The following is a 21,847-nucleotide window of genomic DNA, read 5'->3' on the forward strand; positions in this document are numbered from 1 at the left end:
GGATATTCGGTCCGCCCGGCAGCCTGGCGCGATGCACGCCGGCGGCCCTCAGGAATTTCCTGATCTGTTTGGCCCGCGTGTCAGGAAGCTCCCGATAGGAGCCGGTCAGGCAACCACGTAAAGTTCACCCATACCAGATGCAGCCGTTGCGCTGCGCCTTCCCGGCCACCGGCCCGGAAAGCGACTCTGGCCGAATTGTTGTGCTGACGTCCCGCCCATGCCGTGCCGGGACATCGCGACAGGATTACCGGGAAGCCCTGAGGGGGGCTTACTTTTGGGCGTACTTCCGCAAGGAAGTGCGCCCTTTTTTTGTTTGTGATGCAATACGGGCTCCATCAGATTTCTCTAACCAAGGAGGAGCTTTCATGCCAGAGCTGCGTATTTTGCCGTCTCCGCGGACGCTGCTGTTGCTGCTGTCCATCTTGCTCATTCCCGCCGCAGCAGCGCGCGCGCAGGTTCCCGTGGCGGTGCCGGCCGCAGTTCCGGTACCGGCCGCAGCGGCTGCGCCCACGCCGGTGGCCAGCGACATTACCCGCAGCTGCGCCGCCGGCAGCGGCTGCGTGCTGACCTGCCTGAACATGGCCGCTGAAACTGTCATGACCGAGACCGCCACGCGGGCCGTGCGTATCATTTCGCTCTCCAACGGCAACAGCGAATTCCGCATGGACAATGGCAACGCCGGCATCAACGTCATCCTGGTCTCGCATGACAACCTGATGTGCAAGCTCAGCGGCGGCATTTGAGGGCAGCTGGTATGCATGGCGCGACTTATCCGCTTTTCTTCTATGCACAGGAGGAATGATTCGTTCGCAGCCTGCAGGGGGCTGGCTAACCTGTGAGGCTCGATGTATCGACCTCAACCATGAAAGACGGAGCCCCCATGCCGCAGTACGAAGACAAACGCCAACGCACCCTCGCCACCGTGGAATTGAACAGCAGGCGCCGCCGCCTCATCGGTGCCGGGCTGGCACTGGGTGCGGCCGGTGCGGCTGCGGCCTTCAGTCCACGCCTGGCGCACGCGGCCACGCGCCAGCTGCGGGTGGGCTACCAGAAAGGGGCGCTGAGCATCATCCGCGCGCACGGCACGCTGGAGCAGCGCCTGGCCCCGCTGGGGGCCACCGTGAAATGGGTGGAGTTCAGCGCCGGTCCGGTGCAGCTCGAAGCGCTGGGCGCGGGCTCGATCGATTTCGGCGACGTCGGCGAAGCACCGCCCATCTTCTCGCAGGCGGCGGGCACACCGCTGGTCTACGTGGGGGCTACCGTGCCGCGTCCCTATGTGGAGGCGGTGCTGGTCAAGGATGACAGCCTGCAGACACCGGCGCAGTTGAAGGGCAAGCGCATCGCCTTGAACAAGGGTTCGAATGTGCATTACTTCCTGGTCAAGCTGTTGGAAAAGCATGGCCTGCGATATGGCGACGTGACCCCGGTCTGGCTGGCGCCAGCCGATGCGCGCGCCGCGGTTGAACGCGGCTCGGTGGATGCCTGGGCCATCTGGGAGCCGTATCTGGCGGCCGCCCAGCAGACCCTGAAGGCGCGCATCCTGGCCGACGCCGACGGTGTGGTCAAGAATCGTGCCTATTATTTTTCGACCCGTGATTACGCGCGGGACAATGGCGACCTGATCCGCATTGCGCTGGAAGAGCTGGGCAAGGTGGATGAGTTTGCCAAAACGCGCCCCGATGATTACGCCAGCGAACTGGCCGGTATCCTGGGCCTGCCCAAGAGCGTGCTGGACGTAGTGGTCCGCCGCTACACCTACGGCACCTTGCCGATCACCCATGCCATTCTCGACGAGCAGCAGCAGATCGCCGATACCTTCCTCGATCTCAAGCTGATCCCGAGGAAGATCAACCTGCGCGAGACGGCGCCGCCCTGGCTGGCGTAAGGCCACTCACGCCCCAAAGACAAGGCCGCCGCAGGGTTCTCCTGCGGCGGCCTTGTCTTTCTTGGGTAGCGGTCGATCAGGCCTTGAACTGCAGCGCGTTGGTCAGGTCGCCCATGGGTTGCTGGCCGCGCGCGATCATGGCGTCGTCACGTTCCTTGAGGCCGTCCAGTTTTTCCAGGCCGAAGGTGCGAGTGATGAGGCGCAGGATGGAGGCGGTGTCATAGACCGTGTGATCCACCGTCCCCTTGCGGGCGAAGGGCGAGATCACCAGTGCCGGCACGCGCGTGCCCGGACCCCAGCGGTCGCCCTTGGGCGGGGCCACGTGATCCCACCAGCCGCCGTTCTCGTCGAAGGTGATGACCACCACCATGTTCTTCCACTGCGGGCTGGCCTGCAGGCTCTTGACGATGTGGGCGATGTGGCGGTCACCCGAAGCGATGTCGGCATAGCCGGCGTGCAGGTTGAGGTTGCCCTGCGGCTTGTAGAAGGTCACCGGCGGCAGGCGGCCCGCTTCGACATCGGCCAGGAAACGGTTGGTGCGCGACTCGTCGCCCAGGCCGCCATCCCGCAGGCGCTTGTTGCGCTCGGCAGGATTTTCCGGACCCAGGTTCTTGAAGTAGTTGAAGGGCTGGTGGTGGTACTGGAAATTGGGGATCTTGGGGATGCCCTTGGAATCCTTGAACTCATCCAGCGTGGCCTGCCAGGCACCGGCGTACCAGGCCCAGTCGATGCCCTTCTTGTTGAGCTTGTCGCCGATGTGCTCGTGCGTCTGCGGCACCAGCACGCTGGGCTGGTTGGGTTCGGCATAGGCCGGGTTGTTGCGGTCGCGGCTCCAGGTCGGCCAGTACGGCGGAGCCATGGTATTGACCGCGTAGCCGTCCGGGGTGAGCGCGCTGGGGCCGAATTTCGGCGGGCCTTGCAGGGCGCTGGCCGGGCTGCCTTCGGCCGGCACCAGTTCCGGCGAGAGCGGATCGTTGTTCCTGGTCTTGGCCACTTGCGTGCGCGAGACCGAGCTCATCACGTTGGGATAGTAGGGCGCAGTGGCGCAGATCAGGTACTGGTGGTTCAGGAAGGAGCCGCCGAAGGCGCCCTGGAAGAAGTTGTCGCACAGCACGAACTCGCGCGCCACGTCCCACAGGCGCAGGTTGTAGCGGGTGTCCGCATAGTGGCCCATGGTCAGGCCGCCGGAATCGGCCCAGGCGACGAAGCCGTCGTTCTTGCCGCCGTTGATCTGCATCTGGTTCTGGTAGAACACGTGCCACAGGTCACGCGTGACCAGGGAGAGCGGCAGGGCTTCGCCTTGCGGGCCCTTGAGGGCATAGGGCGCGTTGGGCAAGTTGGTCTGGTACTGCTTGCCGCCGGCATAGTTGACGCCTTCCACGCTCTGGTCCTGGATCAGCACGCCATTCCAGGCCGGCGGCAATTCCTTGAGCAGGCTGCCGTCACGGTCGCGCTGCTGGTAGTCCGAGGGCTTGAGCGAGGAGAGCGGCTTTTCCAGGCCAGGGAAATCGGCGAAGAGATTGTTGAAGCTGCGGTTCTCGGCGTAGATCACCACGATGGTCTTGACGTTCTCGCGCAGGGCGCGGTCCAGCGCGGCGGACTCGGCCGGGTTGCCGCTGGGGTAGGGCACCGGGCCCTGGCCTTCAGTGGCGCAGGCGGCCAGGGTGGTGCCGGCACTGAGGGCCGCCATGCTGCCCAGGAAGCGGCGGCGGCCGGGTTGTTGCGGGATCTGGGGGGTATCGCCGGACGCAGGCTGGCTGCCGGCGATGTCGTCGTCGTGCTTGCTCATGGATGGATTTCCTGTCGGATATTGTTGTGAGGTTTGGCGCGTTGCGGGGCCAGCTTAGCGCGACCTTGTGACAAGGATGTGTCTTTTCGCTCAGGCTTGCAATCAAGAAAATGATGAATCCTGCACCAAGAGACAGTGAAAGATTAGGTAAAACAGGGGCTAGGATGCCATCCATGCGCCGCGCACCGCCTAAAATGCGGCGACCGCCCCGGTTGCGCCGGGTGTTCCAGACCCGCGGCCGGGTCAGGCCGGCGGGCCTTGCCAGGGGATGGCAGGCCATGCCGATGCCGTTGCGGTTCTGTTTGCCGAGGGATTCATCATGCTCAAAGTTGCCCAATATTTTCTGATCGGTGCGAGCTACTGTGCCTGCATGCTTTTCATGCTGGTGCTGGCCATTACCGAGCCACTCTCCTGAAGTCGCCGGGCAAGACACGGCTTGGCGCGATAACGTCTCTGCAGCGTCCTAGCGGCGCTGCAGGACCGGTTTGCCTGAGCGGTTGACCGCGATGAACAAGCCCATCAATGCCACGAAGGCCGCCAGCAGCAGGCTGGCGTTGAGGATCACGCGCGGGTAGCCGAGCGCGTTGACGTCGATGAAGGGATACGGGTAGAAGCCCGAGAGTGCCCCCCGCCACAAGGTCAGCAGCAGGTAGCCCAGCGGATAGACCAGCCACAGCAGCGACTTGCGTAGCGAGGCCTGGAAGACCGGTACGAAAAAAATCCAGTACACGATCGCCAGCAGCGGCACCACGGTGTGCAGGCTCTCGTTGACCAGCGCGCGGAACCCGGTCGGGGTCCACAGGTGGCGCAGCAGCAGGTTGTAGGCGATGCCCACGAAGGCGAGGTAGGTCACCACGGCCGAGATGACCGAGGCTTGCCGGAAGAAGCGGCTCATCGGTGACTTCAGCGACAGCGCCAGCGACGTAAAGCACAAGGCACTCATGAGGATGGTGAGGTTGGTCAGGTACATGGTCAGCCTGTCCAGTCCATCGAGGATGCCGCCGCCGCGCGCCAGCAGGCGGTTGATGGTGATGTCGGTCTGCGCCACGAAGGCGAACCAGCTGATCATGGCGATCAGGCCGGCCAGGGTGCGTGCTGCGGTGGAATTGCGGCGCGCCGGGAAGAGATGGGCGCCAAAGGAATCCAGTGATTCCGGCGAAGGGATCCTATCGTTGCTCATGGTGTCGTCAGGGAAGAGGAGAGGGGCCGGGCCGGGGCGGGTGCAAGCCGCTGGCCGGGCAATGGGTCACATCATAAATCGCCTGCCGCGCTTGTGCTTGCCCCGATGACATTCATTTTCAACGCTTACATCACGACACATCGTGCGCCGTCCCTTGCGCGGCGATGGCGCGGCCTTGCTCTGCTGCATGAATCTGGCTCATCCGTGGATTGAATTGCGTTCATCCATGGCTGCGGGATGGATGCTGTTCGCCCCTCTTTCAATCGATGGAATCACCGCTTGAATTCTAAGTTTTTTGCCGTGGTGTGGAGGTGAATATGGATCGTGGCAGAACTCGACCTATTCGTTGAAAGCCATATCCAGAGCGGGTGTTGATGGGGGTGGTGTCGCCATGAGGCGACGCCATTGTTCTAACAACTGTTACATTTTTTTTAGTTACAAGGCACTTCAAAATATAAATAATTTGCCCTGTATTCATTGCGAAATGCGCCGCTGAAAAAACAGTGTCCACTGTTACAAATTTGCGGTGAACTTTGCAAAAGGCATCCTGCCGAATCGCACAGGTTTCCTCGCGGACAATGTCCGGATACATCGCGTTCGGACACTCCGTTTCTCAGGCGGATGTTGGCGTGGGATCCCTCTTCGTCGTCTTGTCGGCCTTGTCGGCAGGTGGACGCGCCGCCCCACGTTGCCGGTTTTTCCGATGACCGTGCGGGGGCGATTTTCAGCCACCGCGCTTGCGGTGAGCGTCACGACCTCGTCTTGCGCACCTTGGCGCAGGCTTATTTTTCGCGCGTAGATTTTTACGCATCAGGCACTACCATTTCAGGAGATCACATGCTTCGCTCGGAATCCCTCTTCGGCAAACGCGAAACCAGTTCGACCAATTCCCCGTTCAGCAGTGCGGGCAACGTCTCTTCTACACCAGGCGGCAATGTGACCAGCGTGAACAAACCTACCCAATATCCCTCTTCCGTTTCCAGCACCGCACCGGCCGCGACCGAGGAGAGCGGCAGCAAGCTGACCGTCGGCCCCAACATCAAGGTCAAGGGTGAGATCGAGGACTGCGACACGCTCGTCGTCGAAGGCAAGGTGCAAGCCACCATCAACTGCCGTGTGGTGCAGATTGCCGAGCGTGGTGCCTTCAAGGGTTCTGCCGAGATCGACTTGGCCGAGATCCGTGGCGAGTTCGATGGTGACCTCACCGTGCGCCAGAAGCTGGTGATCTATTCCAGCGGCAAGGTGACCGGCAAGATTCGTTACGGCAAGCTGGTGATCGAAGAAGGTGGCCAGTTGGCCGGTGACCTGCAGGTGGGCGGCGGTCACGAGCAAAAGGATTTGTTGCAGAAGACGGCCTGAGCTCCCCTGCGGATGGTGGCGAGTACGCAGTCTCGCGCGCCATCTGGTGAGCAGGTCTCCTGAGGCCGGGCCAGCGGGGCGTGTTGTTGGTCTGGTTTCCATTTGGAAATAATTTCCGGGGCAGGGTGCGATTTGTTGTCAAATCGTGCCGATCTGCCGTGATTTTTGTTGGAATGACCTTGCTTTGACGCGTCTGGCGGGCGTTTGCGCGCGCCGGATTTGTCCGCATGGCCCGGCCGTGCGACAATAGCGCTTTTCGTTCTTGCGTCCTTTGGCCCGGTCAGCCGGGCCGGTGCTGCCCTTGCGTGGGGCCGCCGACAGGACGCTGGCGCTTCTCGGTTTCATTCCTCAGTTCACTCATGGCTCACCCGGAATACATTCTTACCTTGTCCTGCCTGGACCAGCGCGGCATCGTGCATCGCGTCTCGGGCTTCCTGGCCGATCACGGCTGCAACATCATCGACTCGGCGCAGTTTGGCGATGCGCAGTCCAAGCTGTTCTTCATGCGCGTGCATTTTTCTGCGGAAGATGCGGGCGTGTCGGATGCGGTCTTGCGTGCGGATTTCGGCGTGCTGGGCGATTCGCTGCAGATGAACTGGCAGTTGCATGATGCAGGCAAGAAGCCGCGTGTGATGCTGATGGTCTCCAAGATCGGTCACTGTCTCAACGATCTGCTGTTCCGCTACAAGAGCGGTTTGCTGCCGGTGGAGATTCCGGCCATCGTCTCCAACCATACTGATTTTTATCAGCTGGCTGCGAGCTACAACATTCCTTTCCATCATCTGCCGCTGGCCACCGGCTCTTCCATCGAGACCAAGCGCGCCCAGGAACAGCGGATCATGGAAATCGTCGATGCCAACCAGATCGATCTGGTAGTGTTGGCGCGTTACATGCAAATCCTTTCGCCTGAGATGTGCGAGGCCTTGCGCGGGCGGGCGATCAATATTCACCACTCCTTCCTGCCTAGCTTCAAGGGCGCCAAGCCTTACTATCAGGCGCATGATCGCGGCGTCAAGTTGATCGGGGCAACCGCGCACTTCGTCACCGGCGATCTGGATGAAGGTCCCATCATCGAGCAAGGCGTCGAACGCGTCGATCACTCCATGGGGCCAGATACCCTCACCGCCATCGGACGCGATATCGAATGCGTCGTCCTGGCGCGCGCTGTCAAATGGTTTACCGAGCATCGTATCTTGCTCAATGGACATAAGACCGTGATCTTCAACTGATCCGCTGGGCTTCTTCTTGGACGCCGTCCGGCCTTTGGTCGGGCGGCGTTTTTGTTTTTGTTGTCTTGGCTGCGTGCTTTTTTGGTTGTTAGGTTTTGGGTAGTCTGCACGGAATGCTTTCCTGCGCTCTAGCTTAATTATTTTCTTTCTCCGGTCGGAAGGACGCGCCGGGGGCGGCCCGGCAGCCGCTCACTTTTCTTGTCTCGCCAAGAAAAGTAAGCAAAAGAAGGCGACCCCAAAGAGCCAGCCCTCCTCCGGAGGGTCCCCGCCGCAGCAGAGCGAAAAGTGGGAAGGATAGAGTCGCTTCGCTCCGACTATCCTTCTGATCCACTTTTCGCTCCGCTGCGGCGGCTGGCTCTATGGGGACAGCAACCCCCACGGGCTCGCCTTCGGCCTCGCCGCGTCTCCGACTCGCCTTCGGCTTTGGGTTGGCTCGCCTGCGGCATCGACTGGTCGATCGTTCCCACTCCCTTTCTGGGTTTGAGTTTGGATATTTTCTTTTTAGTTTTTATTGTTTAAATAATTTCCGTCCGTTCGCCCTGAGTAGTCGCGCAGCGACGTATCGAAGGCTAAAGAACGCCAACCCGAGGCCGAAGGCGAGTTGTGTCCTTTGCGATGCCGAAGGCGAGCCGTTTCGGTTGTCCGCATCTGCGCCGCCGCTTCAGTACCCAATAAAACGGATCAGAAAAATAACCGGAGCGAAGCGACTTTATTTTTCCCGTTTTATTGGGTACTGAAGCGGGGACCCTCCGAAGGAGGGCGGCGGAGTTGCGGTCGCCTTCTTTTGCTTACTTTTCTTGGCGAGACAAGAAAAGTGAGCGGCTGCCGGGCCGCCCCCGGCGCGTTCTTCCGACCGGAGAGAGAACAGAATTAAGCTAGAGCGCAGGAAAGCATTCCGTGCAGACTACGCCAAGCCTAACAACCAGAAAAGCACGCAGCCAAGACCAAAAAAACTCAGCCTCCAACAACCGGATACTGCTCCCGCATCACCCGCTTGTTGAGCTTCCCGACGCTGGTACGCGCCAATTCAGGAACAAACCGCACCCGATCCGGCACGCCATAGCGAGAGATGCTCCCAGCCTCGGCTGCAGCCATCACATGCTGCCGGATATCCTCTTCGGAAACCGCAGTCACATCCTTTTTCAGGACGACCAGCGCAACCGGCCGCTCCCCCCACTTACCGTCCTGCACCCCGATGACGGCCGTCTCAGCCACAGCCGGATGCCGCGCAATGATGTCCTCGATCTGCAGCGAAGAGACCCACTCGCCGCCGGTCTTGATGACATCCTTGATCCGATCCGTGACCTGCAGATAGCCTTCGGCATCGATATGCCCGATATCCTGGGTATGCAACCACCCCCCACGCCACAATTCTTCAGAGGCTTCCGCCTGATGCAGATATCCCTGTGTCAGCCAGGGCGCACGCACCACCACTTCGCCGGTGCTCTTGCCATCCCGCGGACAATCATTCATCTCGCCATCCACCGTGCGCAAGGCCACCAGGAGCAGCGGCCGCCCGGTCTTCACGCGCAGCGCGGCTTCGCGCTCGCCGCCCAGCTCCTCGGTCGGCACCTGGGCCAGCGTCAATACCGGACACGTCTCCGACATCCCGTAACCGGTAAAGACATCAATCCCCCGATCCCGCGCCATGCGCGCCAGACTGCCCGTCATCGCCGAACCGCCGATGATCATCTTCCATCCCGACAGATCCACCTCCCGCGCCTTCTCGGAGGTCAACACCATCTGCAAAATGGTCGGCACACAATGCGAGAAGGTCACCTTCTCCTCACGGATCAGCTTGCAGATCGTGTCCGGCACATAGCGCCCCGGATACACCTGCTTGACCCCCGCCATCGTCGCCACATAAGGCAGCCCCCAGGCATGCACATGGAACATCGGCGTCAACGGCATGTAGACATCGTCCCGATGCAACCGCCCCTGCTGCGGGGCCAACGCCAGCCCGGCCGTGGTGCCCAGCGTATGCAGGACCAGTTGCCGATGGCTGAAATACACGCCCTTGGGCAAGCCCGTGGTGCCAGTGGTGTAGAAGGTCGTCGCGCGCGCGTTCTCGTCAAAGTCCGGGAAGTCATACTGCGCAGCCGCCTGCGCCAGCAACGCTTCGTATTCCCCCGCAAAGCCCGGCCCCTGCGGGCAGGCACTGCCATCGTCGGTCAGCAGTACGCAGCGCGTGAGGGTGTTCAACTCGCCACGAATCTGCTTCAACACCGGCATGAAATCCGAATTCACCAGCAAGACATCGGCCTGCGCATGATTGAGGGTGTAGGCAATCTGCTCCGGCGAGAGCCGCACATTCACCGTCTGCAACACGCAGCCCATCATCGGCACCGCAAAGAAACACTCCAGATAACGATTGCTGTCCCAGTCCATCACCGCCACCGTATTGCCGGCCTGCAGACCCATTTCCTTGAGCACATTGGCCAGCCGCTGCACGCGCTCGTAAAAACCCGCATAGGTCAGGCGGCGCGCACCGTAAATGATTTCCTGATCGGGGACAGTGGCCAGGGCGCTGTGCAGCAACTGCTTGATCAGCAGCGGATAGCCATAGGCCGACGGGGTTTGCTCGATCGCTTGGGACATGCCGGAGTCTCCTCTGTTGTGCGGCGGCAGGGCCGCCTCTTATGGATGGATGAAACGAACTCCGATCATACCGCCAAGTCTCCCGCAGGATGGTCGCCGGGACGACGAAATTGTGGATCGTCCCGGCACCCCTTGAGTGGTCAGCGCTTTTCTTCCAGCGAGGTCACGGTCAACGCACCATCGACGCGGTCGGCGGTGAAGCTGATCTTCTCGCCTTCGCGCGCCCGCGCCAGGATCTCGGGATCGGCCTTGAACACCATCGTCATCCCGCCCATCTGCAGATTGGGAATCTCCGCATGGCGGATGGTGAGCTTGCCCGTGCTGGTGTCGACCTTGCGGATTTCGCCATCCACTTTGGGCGCATCGCCCTGCGCGTGCGCCGCCAGCGCGGTCAAACAAAGGGCCGTGGTGAGGAGGAGGGGTCGTAACATGGTCTTTCCTTTCGTGAAGTTCTCAGCGACGCAAGCTCGCTGATCCAAAAACAATGATGTAAAAATCTGATGACAGAGGTGCTCAACAAGTCGTTTATTCAATGATGCCCTTGATGCCCGCCCGGCTTGATGACCTCCAGCGTGGCCGGCGTAGCCGGGCCGGATGGCGCTGCCCGCCGTGCTTCGGGCATCTCACCCTGCCATTCCCGCGCCACCGTGCCGGCCGGTGCGCGATACCAGCCCGGATCGCGGTAATCATCCCGCGCCAGGTTGCGCCGAACCTTCACCGTGCTGAACATGCCGCCCATCTCGATGGGGCCATACGGTCCGCGCCCGGTCATCATGGGCAGGGTGTTGTCGGGCAGGGGCATCTCCATCTCGCCCATCGATCCCCCCTTGTCACCCATGGCCATGTAGTCCGGGATGAGACGGCTGATCTTGCTGACGACCTTGGACTGGTCCACCCCAATCATGGTCGGCAGGTCATGGCCCATGGCGTTCATGGTGTGATGCGCCTTGTGGCAGTGCAGGGCCCAGTCGCCTTCCTCGGTGGCATCGAACTCGATGGCCCGCATCTGGCCCACCGCAATGTCGGTGGTGACCTCGGGCCAGCGCGCGGCGGGTGGCACCCAGCCGCCATCGGTGCCGGTCACGCTGAACTCGTGGCCGTGCAGGTGCAGCGGATGATTGGTCATGGTGAGATTGCCCACGCGGATGCGCACGCGGTCGTTCTGCCGCACCACCAGCGGGTCGATGCCGGGGAAGGCGCGGCTGTTCCAGGTCCACAGGTTGAAGTCCAGCATGGTGCTCACCTTGGGCACCGAGGCCCCCGGCGCGATGTCGTAGGCATTCATCAGGAACACGAAATCCCGATCTACCCGCATGACACCCGGATCCTTGGGATGCGTCACCCAGAACCCCATCATGCCCATGGCCATCTGCACCATCTCGTCGGCATGCGGGTGATACATGAAGGTGCCGGCGCGCCTGGCAGTGAACTCATACACATAGGTCTTGCCCGGCGGGATGGCCGCTTGCGTCAGGCCCGAGACGCCATCCATGCCATTGGGCAGACGCTGTCCGTGCCAGTGCACCGAGGTCGCTTCGGGCAGCTTGTTGGTCACGAAGATGCGCACCTTGTCGCCTTCCACCACCTCGATGGTCGGGCCGGGGCTCTGGCCGTTGTAGCCCCACAGCCTGGCCTTCATGCCGGGCGCAATCTCGCGCTCCACGGCTTCGGCGATCAGGTGGAATTCCTTGACGCCGTTCTTCATGCGCCAGGGCAAGGTCCAGCCATTGAGCGTGACCACCGGCTGGTAAGGGCGGCCAGTGGCGGGTTGCAGCGGAGGCTGCGTGGCGGCGCTGGTTTGCAGCGGGGCTTCAGGCAGGCCGGCGGCACCGGCGCGGCTGACGGCACCGGCCGTTACGGCGAGCGCCGCGCCTTGCAGGAAGTGGCGGCGCGCTTTGTCGTTCGGGTTCATGGTTGCTTTCCTGGTTGGGGACGGCCACCCAGCGCCTGTTGCAGGCTGGCGTCGGCGATCCAGAAATCACGCTGGGCATCGATGGCGGCATTGACCGTGGCCGCCTGTTCGCGCGCATCGGCCAGCAAGGCGAAGACGCTGATGAGCATGCCGTTGTAGCGCAGCAGGTTTTCTTCGGCGATGCGCTGGCGCAGCGGCACCAGTTCATCCTGGTAGCGCCGTGCCAGCGCAAAGGCATCCTGCCGCTCACGCCAGGCCAGACGTGCCTGGGCGCGTGCATCGAGGAGAGCCGCAGCCAGCTTGTGCGCACCCTGCAGGTAGATGGCCTCGGCCTTGGCGGTGCGCGCCTCGCCCCAGTCGAAGAGCGGAATCTCCAACGAGATCTCGTAGCCGTTTTCATTGGGCTTGCTGCTCTCGGTGGTGCGCACCGCGCCCAGGTCCAGCACGTTGATGAAGCGGGTGGCGCGTGTCAGTCCCAGCGAAGCTTGCAGGCCTTCCAGTTCGGTGCGGGCGGCCTGGACGTCGAGGCGCTGCTGCAGGGCTTGCTGCTCGATGTCATCGACCGCCTCCAGCTGCTTGGGCAGGGACGGCAATTGCGCCGGCAACGCGAAATCCGGTGCCAGGCCCAGCAGGCGGGCCAGCGTTTCCTTGTGCTGCGCCGCTTGTCGGCGCGCCTGCTGCAGGCTGGCCTGCGCCTGGCCATAGAAGAACTGCTCGCGCGCACCATCGAGCTGGCTGATATTGCCCAGCCGCGCCATCTGCGCCGCCAGTTCATGCGCTGCCTCGGCCGCATCGGCCACCTGCTCCTGATACTGCAAGCCCTGCTGTGCGGCCACCGCCTGGTAGTAGGCCTGGCGCGTCTGCGCTGCGAGCGTCAGCACGCGCGCGGCCAGCGACAGGCGCACCTGCTCGAAGCGCCGCTGTTCAATGCGCGCAGTCGTCGGCATGGTGATGAGGCGCATCAGGCCCAGTGACAGGCTGCGCTCGATCTTGAGATCGTCGCCCGCATGGGTGCGCTTGAAGGAGAAACCGGGATTGGGCAGGCGGCCGGCTTGCACCAGGTCGGCCTCGGCCACGCCCAGCCCGGCGAAATCGGCCTGCAGGTCAGGATTGTGGAGGAGGGCGATCTGCACCGCATCGTCGGCACTGGCCAGTCGCGTTGCACCGCCCGCAGGGTCGTGCAGCAAGGCGCGCACGCGCTCGCTGCTGGCCTGGGTCTGTTGCGGGCTGCGGTTCCAGGCTGGCGCCTGGCCCAGGCGCTGCTGGCTGGTCTGCTCGACCTGGCCGAAACCGCCATCCGGCGACAGCTGCGCGCAGCCGGCCAGCAAGGCGCAGGCGGCCACGGTAGCGGCCCGCCAGGGACGTGAAACTTGGGGAATCATGGAATCCTCGTCTGATGATGATCGTCATGCCGCGCGCGCACTGACGTCAGCGCACACGAGGCTCAGGCGCACGCGAAGGTGCGCAGGGAGGGATCAGGCGAGGGCAGGGGGACGGTCGGGGTTTTCCGGCAGGTAGCCGACGAAGCCGGAAGCCGGCAGCGCAATGAATTCGCGCGAGGGAAGATCAGGCGCAGGCGGTGCGCTCAAAGCCAGCGGCAACAAGCCACCGACTGTGCAGGCGGCGCAGAAGCTGCAGGAGGAATGCGTGTGATGTGGCTGATGGGGCGTGTGGCTGGCGTCGGCAGAGGCGATCTGTGTTGCCGCCCCATGATCGGCATGATGGCCTTGATGGGCCTGCTGGTCATGATGCTGATGCTGCTCATGCTGCTCATGCTGCATCTGATGCGCTTGCACTGCCGGCGCATGATGCTGCACCGCCTGCTGCTGCGCAGGCGCGCAGGCCTGCAGCACGGCGGCGAAGCCCTGGACGGGAATCGCCAGCGCCAGCAGCCAGAGCAGGAGGAGTTTTGCGCGCAGCATCATGGGCGGCAGTATAGACCGGGGCCATCCCTGCGATCAACCTGTACGGCCAGTCTCAGGCCGTGGCCTTGCGTTGGCGCAAGCCGCGCACCAGGCGCAGGCCGTTGAAGACCACGATCAGGCTGGCCCCCATGTCGGCAAACACCGCCATCCACAGTGAACTCATGCCCACCAGCGCCAGCGTCAGGAACACCGCCTTGATGCCCAGCGCAATGCTGATGTTCTGCACCAGGACCGTGTGGGCCTTACGGCTCAGGCGAATGAAGTCGGGGATCTTGCGCAGGTCGTCATCCATCAGAGCCACGTCGGCCGTCTCCAGTGCGGTGTCAGTGCCGGCCGCGCCCATGGCGAAACCGATGTCGGCCCGCGCCAGCGCCGGGGCATCGTTGATGCCGTCGCCGACCATGCCCACTCCGCACACGCCATGGCGCGCACTGAGTGCTTCGATGGCCTTGAGCTTGTCTTCCGGCAGCTGGTCCCCGCGCGCATCGGCAATGCCGGTCTGGCTGGCAATGGCCTGTGCGGTATGGCTGTTGTCGCCGGTCAGCATGATGACTTCCACGCCCAGCGCACGCAGCTCGGCCACCGCTTCCTTGCTGCTGGGGCGCACGGTGTCGGCCACCGCCACCAGCAACTGCGGCTGGCCCTCGCGGCACAGCACGGTGGTGGTCTTGCCCTGCTTCTCGAAGGCTTGCAGGCGCGCCTCCAGCTCCGGGCTGCACTGGCCCAGCTCGTGCACCAGGCGGTGATTGCCCAGGTGAAGCAGTTGTCCGCCGATGCGCCCCTGCACGCCGCGTCCGGCCAGGGCGGCAAAGTCGCTCACCTCCAGGGTGACGATGTCTTCCTGAAGCGCAATGGCGCGCGAGACCGGGTGGTCCGAGCGCGATGCCAGCGAGACCGCCAGTTGCAGCAGCGCCTGTTGATCCGCCCCGGCTTGGAGCGAGACCACATCGGTCACGGCGGGCTTGCCGAAGGTAATCGTGCCGGTCTTGTCCAATGCCAGCGCGCGCAATTGGCGGCCTTGCTCCAGATAGACGCCGCCCTTGACCAGGATGCCATGCCGCGCCGCCGAGGCCAGTCCGCTGACGATGGTTACCGGCGTGGAGATCACCAGCGCACAAGGGCAGGCGATCACCAGCAGGACCAGCGCCTTGTACAGCCACGGCTGGAAGGGCGCACCCATCAGCAGCGGCGGCAGCACGGCCACCAGTAAAGCCATCAGCACCACCGCCGGGATGTAGTAGCGCGCGAAGTTGTCCACGAAGCGCTGGGTCGGGGCGCGCTGGCCCTGCGCCTGCTGCACGCTTTTGACGATGCGCGCCAGGGTCGAGTCGCCTTGCACGGCCGTCACGCGCATCTCGAAAGCGCCCTGTTCATTGATGGTGCCGGCAAAGACCGGGTCACCGGGCTGCTTCTGTACCGGTATGCTTTCCCCGGTGATGGAGGCCTGGTTGATGCTGGTGCTGCCTGACAGTACCAGGCCATCCAGCGGTACACGTTCCCCAGGCGCTACCCGTACAGTTTCATCCACTGTCACGGTACGGGCCGGTACAGTTGACCAGACACCGTCCGCGCCGCGCCGGGTCGCCATGTCGGGCGTCATGGCCATCAGGCCGGCAATGGCGTTGCGGGCGCGGTCCAGCGACAGCGCTTCGATCATCTCGGCCAGGGTGAACAGCACGATCACCACTGCCGCCTCCGGCCACTGGCCGATGACCGCCGCGCCGATCACGGCCAGCGACATCAGGAAGTTCATGTTCAGCGAGAAGTTGCGCAGCGCGATCCAGCCCTTCTTGAGCGTGCCCAGGCCGCCCAGCAGGATGGCGGCAAGCGCCAGCGCGATCACCGGCAGGGAGCGGTCATTGCCGCTGGTCCAGGCCAGCACCTCGGCCCCCAGCGCAGCTACGCCGGCCAAGCCCAGCAGCGCCCAGCGGCGCGCCGGGATGCGGTAGGCGGCGGCCTGGTCGGGGGCATCGCGGCCGGCGTCGGCATCCAGTGAATCGGACTTCACGGCCGGCAGCATGTCCAGCGCCTTCAAAGTGTCCACCAGCGTGGCGATGGAGGGCAGTTGGTGCTGAACCGTCAGCTCGCGCTGGATCAGGTTGAATTCCAGCGAGCCTACGCCGGACATCTGCGAGAGCCGTTCGCGGATCAGCTTTTCTTCGGTCGGGCAATCCATCTTCTGGATGAAGAAGACGGCTTCCTCGGTCTTGCCTTCCAGGTGCGCTGCGGGCATCGGGGCAGGGGCAGCCGCTTCATTGCTGGCGCAGGCATGGCCCGAGCAGCAGCCGTGCCATGCCTCGATGTGAGGATGGTCGTGCTCATGCGCGTGGTCATGTGAATGATCGTGATCGTGCTTGTGGGAATGTCCAGCCATTGAGGCCTCCTTGTGCAGCCAACAGGTTTCAGGGGTATATTAAAAACCCTGAAGTAACTACAAGGTCAAGCGAGGATCCCATGGATACATTGAAGATCGGCGAACTGGCCGCCCAGGCGGAGTGCCCGGTAGAAACCATTCGTTATTACGAGAAGGAAGCCTTGCTGCCGGAGCCCACACGTTCGCAGTCGAATTACCGGCTCTATGGCGCGCGCCATGTGGAGCGGCTGCAATTCATCCGCCATTGCCGTTCGCTGGACATGACGCTCGATGAAGTGCGCGAACTGCTGCGCCTGCGCGACGCACCCGAGCAGAATTGCGGCGAAGTCAACGCGCTGCTGGACAAGCACATCGGCCACGTGGCCCAGCGCATCGTGCAGTTGCAGGCCCTGCAGGAGCAGTTGCACCAGCTGCGCGCCCAGTGCGAGGTGGAACAGCCGGCGCGCGACTGCGGCATCCTGCAAGGATTGGCCAGCCTGCCGGATGACATGAAGCCGGCCAATCTCGGCAGCCACGGGGGCGGCTGCCACTGAAGTCCCCGCTCAGGACGGGCGGGCGAGCCAGGCCAGCACTTCCTCGACGACTTCTTCCGATTTTTCGCGCTGGGGGAAATGCCCGGCCCCCGGGATGAGTACGCGGCGGTAGGCGGCCCCGAAGTAGGGCTCGCGGTCTTCCGAGGTCGAGGGATGATTGGCACCATCCTCGGTGCCATGCAGCACCAGCGTGGGCACCATGATGCGCGGTGTGTCCTGCAACCGGGCTTCCAGCGCCGCATAGGCGGGATCGCCCTCGGCGAAGCCCCAGCGATGCCGGTAGGAATGCACGCAGATCTCGGCCCAGTCGGGATTGTCGAAGGAGGCGGCGGTATTGGCGAATTCGCTCTCGGCAAATTTCCAGGAAGGTGACCAGGTATTCCACATGAAGCGCGCGAAACCACGGCGGTCCTCGCGCAGCTCGGCTTCGCCGCGCGGGGTGGCGAAGAACCAGTGGTACCAGTAATTGCGCGATTGCTGCAGCGACAGCCGCTGCCCCGGCGTATTGGTGCCCCAGCCCACCGAGAGGGCGATGCAATGGGCGATGCGTTCGGGGGTCTGCGAGGCGGCGATATAGGCGGCCCGTGCACCCCAGTCGTGGCCGATGACGGAGTAGCGCTCCAGGCCCAGGGCATCGGCAAAGGCCATCAGGTCGCTGCCCAGCGCGGCCAGCTGGCCGCTGCGGGGCGTCGATTCCGAGAGGAAACGGGTCGGGCCGTAGCCGCGCAGGTAGGGCCGGATCACGCGGTAGCCGGCCGCACGCAGCGGACGCAGGAAGGCGTCCCAGGTACGCACGTCGTCCGGCCAGCCATGCAGCAGGATCACGGCGGGGGCCTCTGGCGGGCCGCTGGTTTCAAAGCCGATGCGCAATGTGTCGGTCTCGATGAAAGTCAGGTGATTGCTCTGTGGCATGTCGGACGGTCCCCCCCGTGATTTGCTGTTGTTGGTACTAGCTGGATAACGTAATTTTTAGTGATATATGAAGGGTAATTATCATCGCAAGTCGGGTTGCGTGCTGCAAGCCATGCATTTTTCATGCAGGTGAAGGATTTCACCGTTTTTCCAGGATCGCTTCCATCATCCACGCCGTCTGCGCAGCGCTGTCGCCACAGGATGGGTGAGGCGCACCTCCGCTCAAGTGCCGTTGCAGGTTGGCCACGTGGTATTGCTGGATGTGTTCCGGATTGGGAATGGCCAGTTCCACGCGTTCTGCCGGCGTGGTCAGCACCAGCCGCTGCTCCTCGAAGATGGAAAACTCCAGCTTGCCCGCACTGCCCGTAATCTCCACCCGGTCCGCCCGTTCAAAGCTGCCGAAGTGCCAGCTGCCGCTGCCGGTCACGCCACTCTGATAGCGCCAGCTGGCCGCCACCGCATCCCTGGCGCTGTAGATGCCTTGCTGGTTGGCGCTGGCCCCGGCCACCTGCGCCACGTCGCCGAAGAAGTGCGAGAACAGGTTCAAGCCATGGCTGGCCAGATCATCGAAGTAGCCACCCGGAGCGATGCGGGCATCGGTACGCCAGCGGTAGCGCCCTTGCAGGTCATCCGGATGCGGGGTGCGCGCCAGTTGCCAGTGCACGTGGCGGGGCGTGCCGATGCGGCCCTCCTGCAGCCATTGGCGCAGCTGCTCGAAACGCGGCAGCGAGCGCCGGTAATAGGCCACGAACAGCGGTTGTTGCGCCGCCTCGAATGCCTCGAGCATCTGCAGGCATTCGGCATGGCTGGGGGCCATCGGCTTCTCGACGCAGCAGGGTTTGCCGGCAGCGGCCACCTTCAAGGCATAGTGCAGGTGCGTATCGGGCGGGGTGGCGATATAGACGGCATCGATGCCGGGATCGCCGATGAGCGCATCGGCATCGTCGAACCAGCGCGGCACCCCGTGGCGTTGTGCGTAGTCGGCGGCCAGGGCGGCGTCGCGGCGCATGACGGCGGCCAGTTCGAAACCGGGCGTGCTGCGATAGGCCGGGCCGCTCTTCTTTTCGGTGACGGCACCGCAGCCGATGATGCCCCAGCGCAGCACGCTCATGCCTGCGACTCCGCGTGGGCGCAGCAGTCCGGCTGCGCGCCGAGGGCATCGAGGATGGGACAGTCGGGGCGATTGTCGCCATGGCAGTCGTGCACCAGGCGTTCCAGCGTGCCCTTCATGGTCTGCAGTTCACGGATGCGCTGCTCCAGTTCACCGATGTGGGTCTGGGCCAGTTGCTTGACCTTGCGGCTGGAGCGCGACTGGTCCAGCCACAGCCCGATCAGGTCGCTCACCTGGGCCATGGAAAACCCCAGTTGCCGGGCCTGGCGGATGAAGCGCAGCAGGTGCACGTCGCGCTCGGCATAGACGCGGTAGCCGGCATCGGTGCGGCCGACCTTGGGGATCAGGCCCGTTTCTTCATAATGGCGAATCATCTTGGCCGAGACACCCGAGGCAGTGGCGGCTTCTCCGATATTCATGTTCACTTCTCCGTATTTGCAGGCCCATGCGGGTGCCAGCGGCGCAGCAGCAGGGCATTGCTGACCACGCTCACGCTGGAAAACGCCATCGCCGCGCCCGCCAGCATGGGGTTGAGCAGGCCGAAGGCGGCCAGCGGAATCCCGACCAGGTTGTAGATGAACGCCCAGAACAGGTTCTGGCGAATCTTGCCGTAGGTGCGGCGCGAGATGTCGATGGCGTGGGCCGCCAGGCCAGGGTCGCCATGCATCAGCGTGATGCCGGCGGCCTGCATGGCCACGTCGGTGCCGGTGGACATGGCGATGCCCACATCGGCAGCGGCCAGCGCCGGGGCATCGTTGACGCCGTCGCCAACCATGGCAACAACATGTGCGCCGTTGTCGCGCAGGGCAGCGACGGCTTCGGCCTTGTCGCCGGGCAGCACTTCGGCGCGCACATCCTGGATGCCCAGTGTGGCGGCCACCTGTTGTGCGGCCCCCCGGTTGTCGCCGCTGAGCATGGCGGTGCGAATGCCCAGGGCATGCAGGGTGGCGATGGCTTGCTGCGCGCCGGGCTTGATCTCGTCGCCGAAGGCCAGCAGGCCCAGGATGCGCACATGGCCCGCCTCACGTTCGGCCAGCCACGACAGGGTACGGCCCTGCGCCTGCAACTGGTCCGCACACGCTTGCAGGGCCGGGGCGCTGGCCTGCAATAGCTGCATCCAGCGGCTACTGCCCAGGAAAAGTGCGCGGCCATCGACATGGCCTTCGATGCCCAGCCCGGCCACGCTGCGCACCTGGGCAGCTTGCGGGATCACCAGGCCCGGGCGTGCGGCAGCCGCGTCCAGCACGGCCCGCGCCAGCGGGTGTTCACTGCGGGCTTGCAGGGCGGCGGCCAGGGCCAGCAAGGCATCGTCCTGTTCCTCTCCGGTGGCTTCACCGGCGTGCAGTTCTGTCAGGCGCGGACGGCCCACGGTGAGCGTGCCGGTCTTGTCGAAAGCGATCACATCGACCCGATGCGCGATCTCCAGCGCTTGCGCATCCTTGATGAGGATGCCGTGGCGTGCTGCCACGCCGGTGCCGGCCATGATGGCCGTGGGCGTGGCCAGGCCCAGTGCGCAAGGGCAGGCGATCACCATCACCGCCACCGCATTGAGCAGGGCCTGTTGCCAGTCGCCTGCCGCCAGGCCCCAGCCGAGGAAGGTGAGGGCCGACAGCAGCAGCACCGCAGGCACGAAGACCGCGCTGACCTTGTCCACCAGGCGCTGGATCGGGGCCTTGGCCGCCTGCGCCTGTTCCACCATGCGCACGATGCGCGCCAGCATGGTTTCAGCACCGATGGCGGTGGCTTCGAAGACCAGCACCCCTTCCGCATTGATGGCACCGGCGGCCAGATGGTCGCCGGCTTGCCTGGCTTGCGGGCGGCTCTCGCCGGTCAGCAGGGCTTCATCCAGATGGCTGCGGCCCTCCTTGACGATGCCATCGACCGGGACCCGCTCGCCGGGACGCAGCACCACCAGGTCGCCCACGCGCACCTGGGCCAGCGGGACCTCGATGTCTTGTCCGTCACGGCGCACGCGGGCACGGTCGGGACGCAGCGCATTGAGGGCGGCGATGGCGTCGGCCGTCTGGCGCTTGGCGCGGCCTTCCAGCCATTTGCCCAGCAGCACCAGGGTGATGACCACGGCCGAGCTTTCGAAGTAGAGATGCGGCATGGCCATGGCGTCTTCGCCCATGTCCGGCATGCTCAGCCATTGCCAGACCGATAGCCCGTAAGCCGCGCTGGTCCCCAGCGCCACCAGCAAGTCCATGTTGCCCGAACGCGCGCGCAGTGCACCCCATCCGGCGTGATAGAAACGCCAGCCCAGCCAGAACTGCACGGGCGTGGCCAGCAGCCATTGCCACAGCGGGGGCAGGCTCCAGCCGATGCCCAGCGGGGCCAGCAGCATGGGCAGCAAGAGTGGCAGCGACAGCGCGGCCGAAACGGCTACGGGCCACCAGCTTGGCAGCTGTTTCTTGGCGCTGGCCGGCGCGGCGGTTTCTTCAGGGATGTGCTGGTGCGCCTGGTAGCCGGCCTTCTCGATGGCGGCAATCAGGGCAGCCGGGGCCACGGATGCGGCTGTGGCGATGCTGGCGCGCTCGGTGGCGAGGTTGACGCTCACTTCGGTCACACCGGGGATTTTCTTGAGCGCCTTCTCCACGCGCATCACGCAGGAAGCACAGCTCATGCCTTCGATATCGAGGCTGATCTCGGCGGCAGCAGGGGAGGAAGAGGACATGGCAACGACTCCGGAAGGATGGATCAATGCCTGCATCATCATCCTTCCCATGATGGTAAGGTCAAGCCCGATTGTCGCATGGATGCACAAAGCTGCGCTTGACCTTGCCGTGGTGGGAAGGTTTAAGCTTCCGTCACTGACTTCACTTCATGAAAGGAAACGCCATGAGCACCACCTTCACCGTCAACGACATGACCTGCAACCACTGTGCAGGCGTCATCACCAAGGCAGTCAAAGAGGTGGACGCCAATGCCAAGGTCGACATTGCAGTGGCCGACAAGCGCGTGGTCATCGACAGCAGCCTGCCGCCGCAGCAGTTTGCCGAGGCCATCGAGGAAGCGGGCTATACCCCGGTCGCAGCCTGAG

Annotated in this window: 19 protein-coding genes; 7 read left to right on the top strand and 12 right to left on the bottom strand. The window is 63.8% G+C overall.

Going from position 1 to position 21,847, the window contains the following annotated elements:
- Positions 1-365: 365 nt before the first annotated feature.
- Together ACLRDN_RS07875 and ACLRDN_RS07880 are read left to right on the top strand one after the other, a co-directional pair.
- On the top strand, positions 366-743 hold the full coding sequence (locus tag ACLRDN_RS07875) for a hypothetical protein (RefSeq protein ID WP_413459682.1): 378 nt from the start codon (positions 366-368) through the stop codon (positions 741-743).
- A 137-nt stretch (positions 744-880) separates the two neighbouring features.
- Positions 881-1,885: a sulfonate ABC transporter substrate-binding protein gene (locus ACLRDN_RS07880; protein ID WP_413460363.1), complete on the top strand. Its 1,005-nt coding sequence runs from the start codon at positions 881-883 to the stop codon at positions 1,883-1,885.
- Positions 1,886-1,961: 76 nt separating this feature from the next.
- Here the strand turns inward: ACLRDN_RS07880 and ACLRDN_RS07885 are convergent, their stop codons facing one another.
- Positions 1,962-3,674, bottom strand: a complete 1,713-nt coding sequence (locus ACLRDN_RS07885; RefSeq protein WP_413459683.1) for an acid phosphatase — start codon at positions 3,672-3,674, stop codon at positions 1,962-1,964.
- 268 nt (positions 3,675-3,942) lie between these two features.
- Here ACLRDN_RS07885 and ACLRDN_RS07890 point away from each other — a divergent pair, with 268 nt between their 5' ends.
- Positions 3,943-4,089 (top strand): hypothetical protein, encoded by a 147-nt coding sequence (locus ACLRDN_RS07890; RefSeq protein WP_413459684.1) that lies wholly within the window; start codon positions 3,943-3,945, stop codon positions 4,087-4,089.
- Positions 4,090-4,137: 48 nt separating this feature from the next.
- On the opposite strand, the gene ACLRDN_RS07895 is transcribed toward ACLRDN_RS07890, so the two are convergent.
- On the bottom strand, positions 4,138-4,854 hold the full coding sequence (locus tag ACLRDN_RS07895; RefSeq protein WP_413459685.1) for a Pr6Pr family membrane protein: 717 nt from the start codon (positions 4,852-4,854) through the stop codon (positions 4,138-4,140).
- Positions 4,855-5,691: 837 nt separating this feature from the next.
- On the opposite strand from ACLRDN_RS07895, the gene ACLRDN_RS07900 reads away from it, so the two are divergent.
- Together ACLRDN_RS07900 and purU are read left to right on the top strand one after the other, a co-directional pair.
- Complete coding sequence (locus ACLRDN_RS07900) at positions 5,692-6,213, top strand: bactofilin family protein (RefSeq protein ID WP_413459686.1); 522 nt, start codon at positions 5,692-5,694, stop codon at positions 6,211-6,213.
- Positions 6,214-6,572: 359 nt separating this feature from the next.
- The gene (purU, locus tag ACLRDN_RS07905) at positions 6,573-7,442 is read left to right on the top strand and encodes a formyltetrahydrofolate deformylase (protein ID WP_413459687.1); all 870 of its coding nucleotides are present in this window, start codon (positions 6,573-6,575) and stop codon (positions 7,440-7,442) included.
- Between the two features lie 954 nt (positions 7,443-8,396).
- Here purU and ACLRDN_RS07910 read toward each other — a convergent pair.
- From ACLRDN_RS07910 to ACLRDN_RS07935, 6 genes are all read right to left on the bottom strand, one after another.
- Positions 8,397-10,040, bottom strand: coding sequence for a fatty acid--CoA ligase (locus ACLRDN_RS07910; RefSeq protein WP_413459688.1), 1,644 nt, complete (start codon positions 10,038-10,040; stop codon positions 8,397-8,399).
- Positions 10,041-10,180: 140 nt separating this feature from the next.
- Positions 10,181-10,471, bottom strand: a complete 291-nt coding sequence (locus ACLRDN_RS07915; protein WP_051057632.1) for a copper-binding protein — start codon at positions 10,469-10,471, stop codon at positions 10,181-10,183.
- 98 nt (positions 10,472-10,569) lie between these two features.
- On the bottom strand, positions 10,570-11,952 hold the full coding sequence (locus ACLRDN_RS07920) for a multicopper oxidase family protein (protein ID WP_413459689.1): 1,383 nt from the start codon (positions 11,950-11,952) through the stop codon (positions 10,570-10,572).
- Positions 11,949-13,334, bottom strand: coding sequence for a TolC family protein (locus ACLRDN_RS07925; RefSeq protein WP_413459690.1), 1,386 nt, complete (start codon positions 13,332-13,334; stop codon positions 11,949-11,951). Before ACLRDN_RS07925 ends, ACLRDN_RS07920 begins: the two co-directional genes overlap by 4 nt.
- A 93-nt stretch (positions 13,335-13,427) precedes the next feature.
- Positions 13,428-13,877: a hypothetical protein gene (locus ACLRDN_RS07930; protein WP_413459691.1), complete on the bottom strand. Its 450-nt coding sequence runs from the start codon at positions 13,875-13,877 to the stop codon at positions 13,428-13,430.
- 52 nt (positions 13,878-13,929) lie between these two features.
- The gene (locus ACLRDN_RS07935; RefSeq protein ID WP_413459692.1) at positions 13,930-16,251 is read right to left on the bottom strand and encodes a heavy metal translocating P-type ATPase; all 2,322 of its coding nucleotides are present in this window, start codon (positions 16,249-16,251) and stop codon (positions 13,930-13,932) included.
- 80 nt (positions 16,252-16,331) lie between these two features.
- On the opposite strand from ACLRDN_RS07935, the gene cadR reads away from it, so the two are divergent.
- Positions 16,332-16,784 carry a Cd(II)/Pb(II)-responsive transcriptional regulator gene (gene cadR / locus ACLRDN_RS07940; RefSeq protein WP_413459693.1) on the top strand — a complete coding sequence of 151 codons (453 nt, stop codon included), beginning with the start codon at positions 16,332-16,334 and terminating at the stop codon, positions 16,782-16,784.
- Between the two features lie 9 nt (positions 16,785-16,793).
- Here the strand turns inward: cadR and ACLRDN_RS07945 are convergent, their stop codons facing one another.
- From ACLRDN_RS07945 to ACLRDN_RS07960, 4 genes are all read right to left on the bottom strand, one after another.
- Positions 16,794-17,696: an alpha/beta fold hydrolase gene (locus tag ACLRDN_RS07945; RefSeq protein WP_413459694.1), complete on the bottom strand. Its 903-nt coding sequence runs from the start codon at positions 17,694-17,696 to the stop codon at positions 16,794-16,796.
- A gap of 139 nt (positions 17,697-17,835) precedes the next feature.
- A complete protein-coding gene (locus ACLRDN_RS07950; RefSeq protein WP_413459695.1) occupies positions 17,836-18,807 on the bottom strand; it encodes a Gfo/Idh/MocA family protein in 972 nt (323 codons plus the stop codon).
- A complete protein-coding gene (cueR, locus tag ACLRDN_RS07955; RefSeq protein WP_413459696.1) occupies positions 18,804-19,226 on the bottom strand; it encodes a Cu(I)-responsive transcriptional regulator in 423 nt (140 codons plus the stop codon). Before cueR ends, ACLRDN_RS07950 begins: the two co-directional genes overlap by 4 nt.
- 2 nt (positions 19,227-19,228) lie before the next feature.
- Positions 19,229-21,481, bottom strand: coding sequence for a heavy metal translocating P-type ATPase (locus ACLRDN_RS07960; protein ID WP_413459697.1), 2,253 nt, complete (start codon positions 21,479-21,481; stop codon positions 19,229-19,231).
- 164 nt (positions 21,482-21,645) lie between these two features.
- On the opposite strand from ACLRDN_RS07960, the gene ACLRDN_RS07965 reads away from it, so the two are divergent.
- Positions 21,646-21,846 carry a heavy-metal-associated domain-containing protein gene (locus ACLRDN_RS07965; RefSeq protein ID WP_311434847.1) on the top strand — a complete coding sequence of 67 codons (201 nt, stop codon included), beginning with the start codon at positions 21,646-21,648 and terminating at the stop codon, positions 21,844-21,846.
- The last annotated feature ends 1 nt before the right edge of the window (position 21,847 follow it).

The sequence above is a fragment of the Herbaspirillum huttiense genome (genome assembly GCF_047300815.1).
Lineage (GTDB): Bacteria > Pseudomonadota > Gammaproteobacteria > Burkholderiales > Burkholderiaceae_D > Herbaspirillum > Herbaspirillum huttiense_A.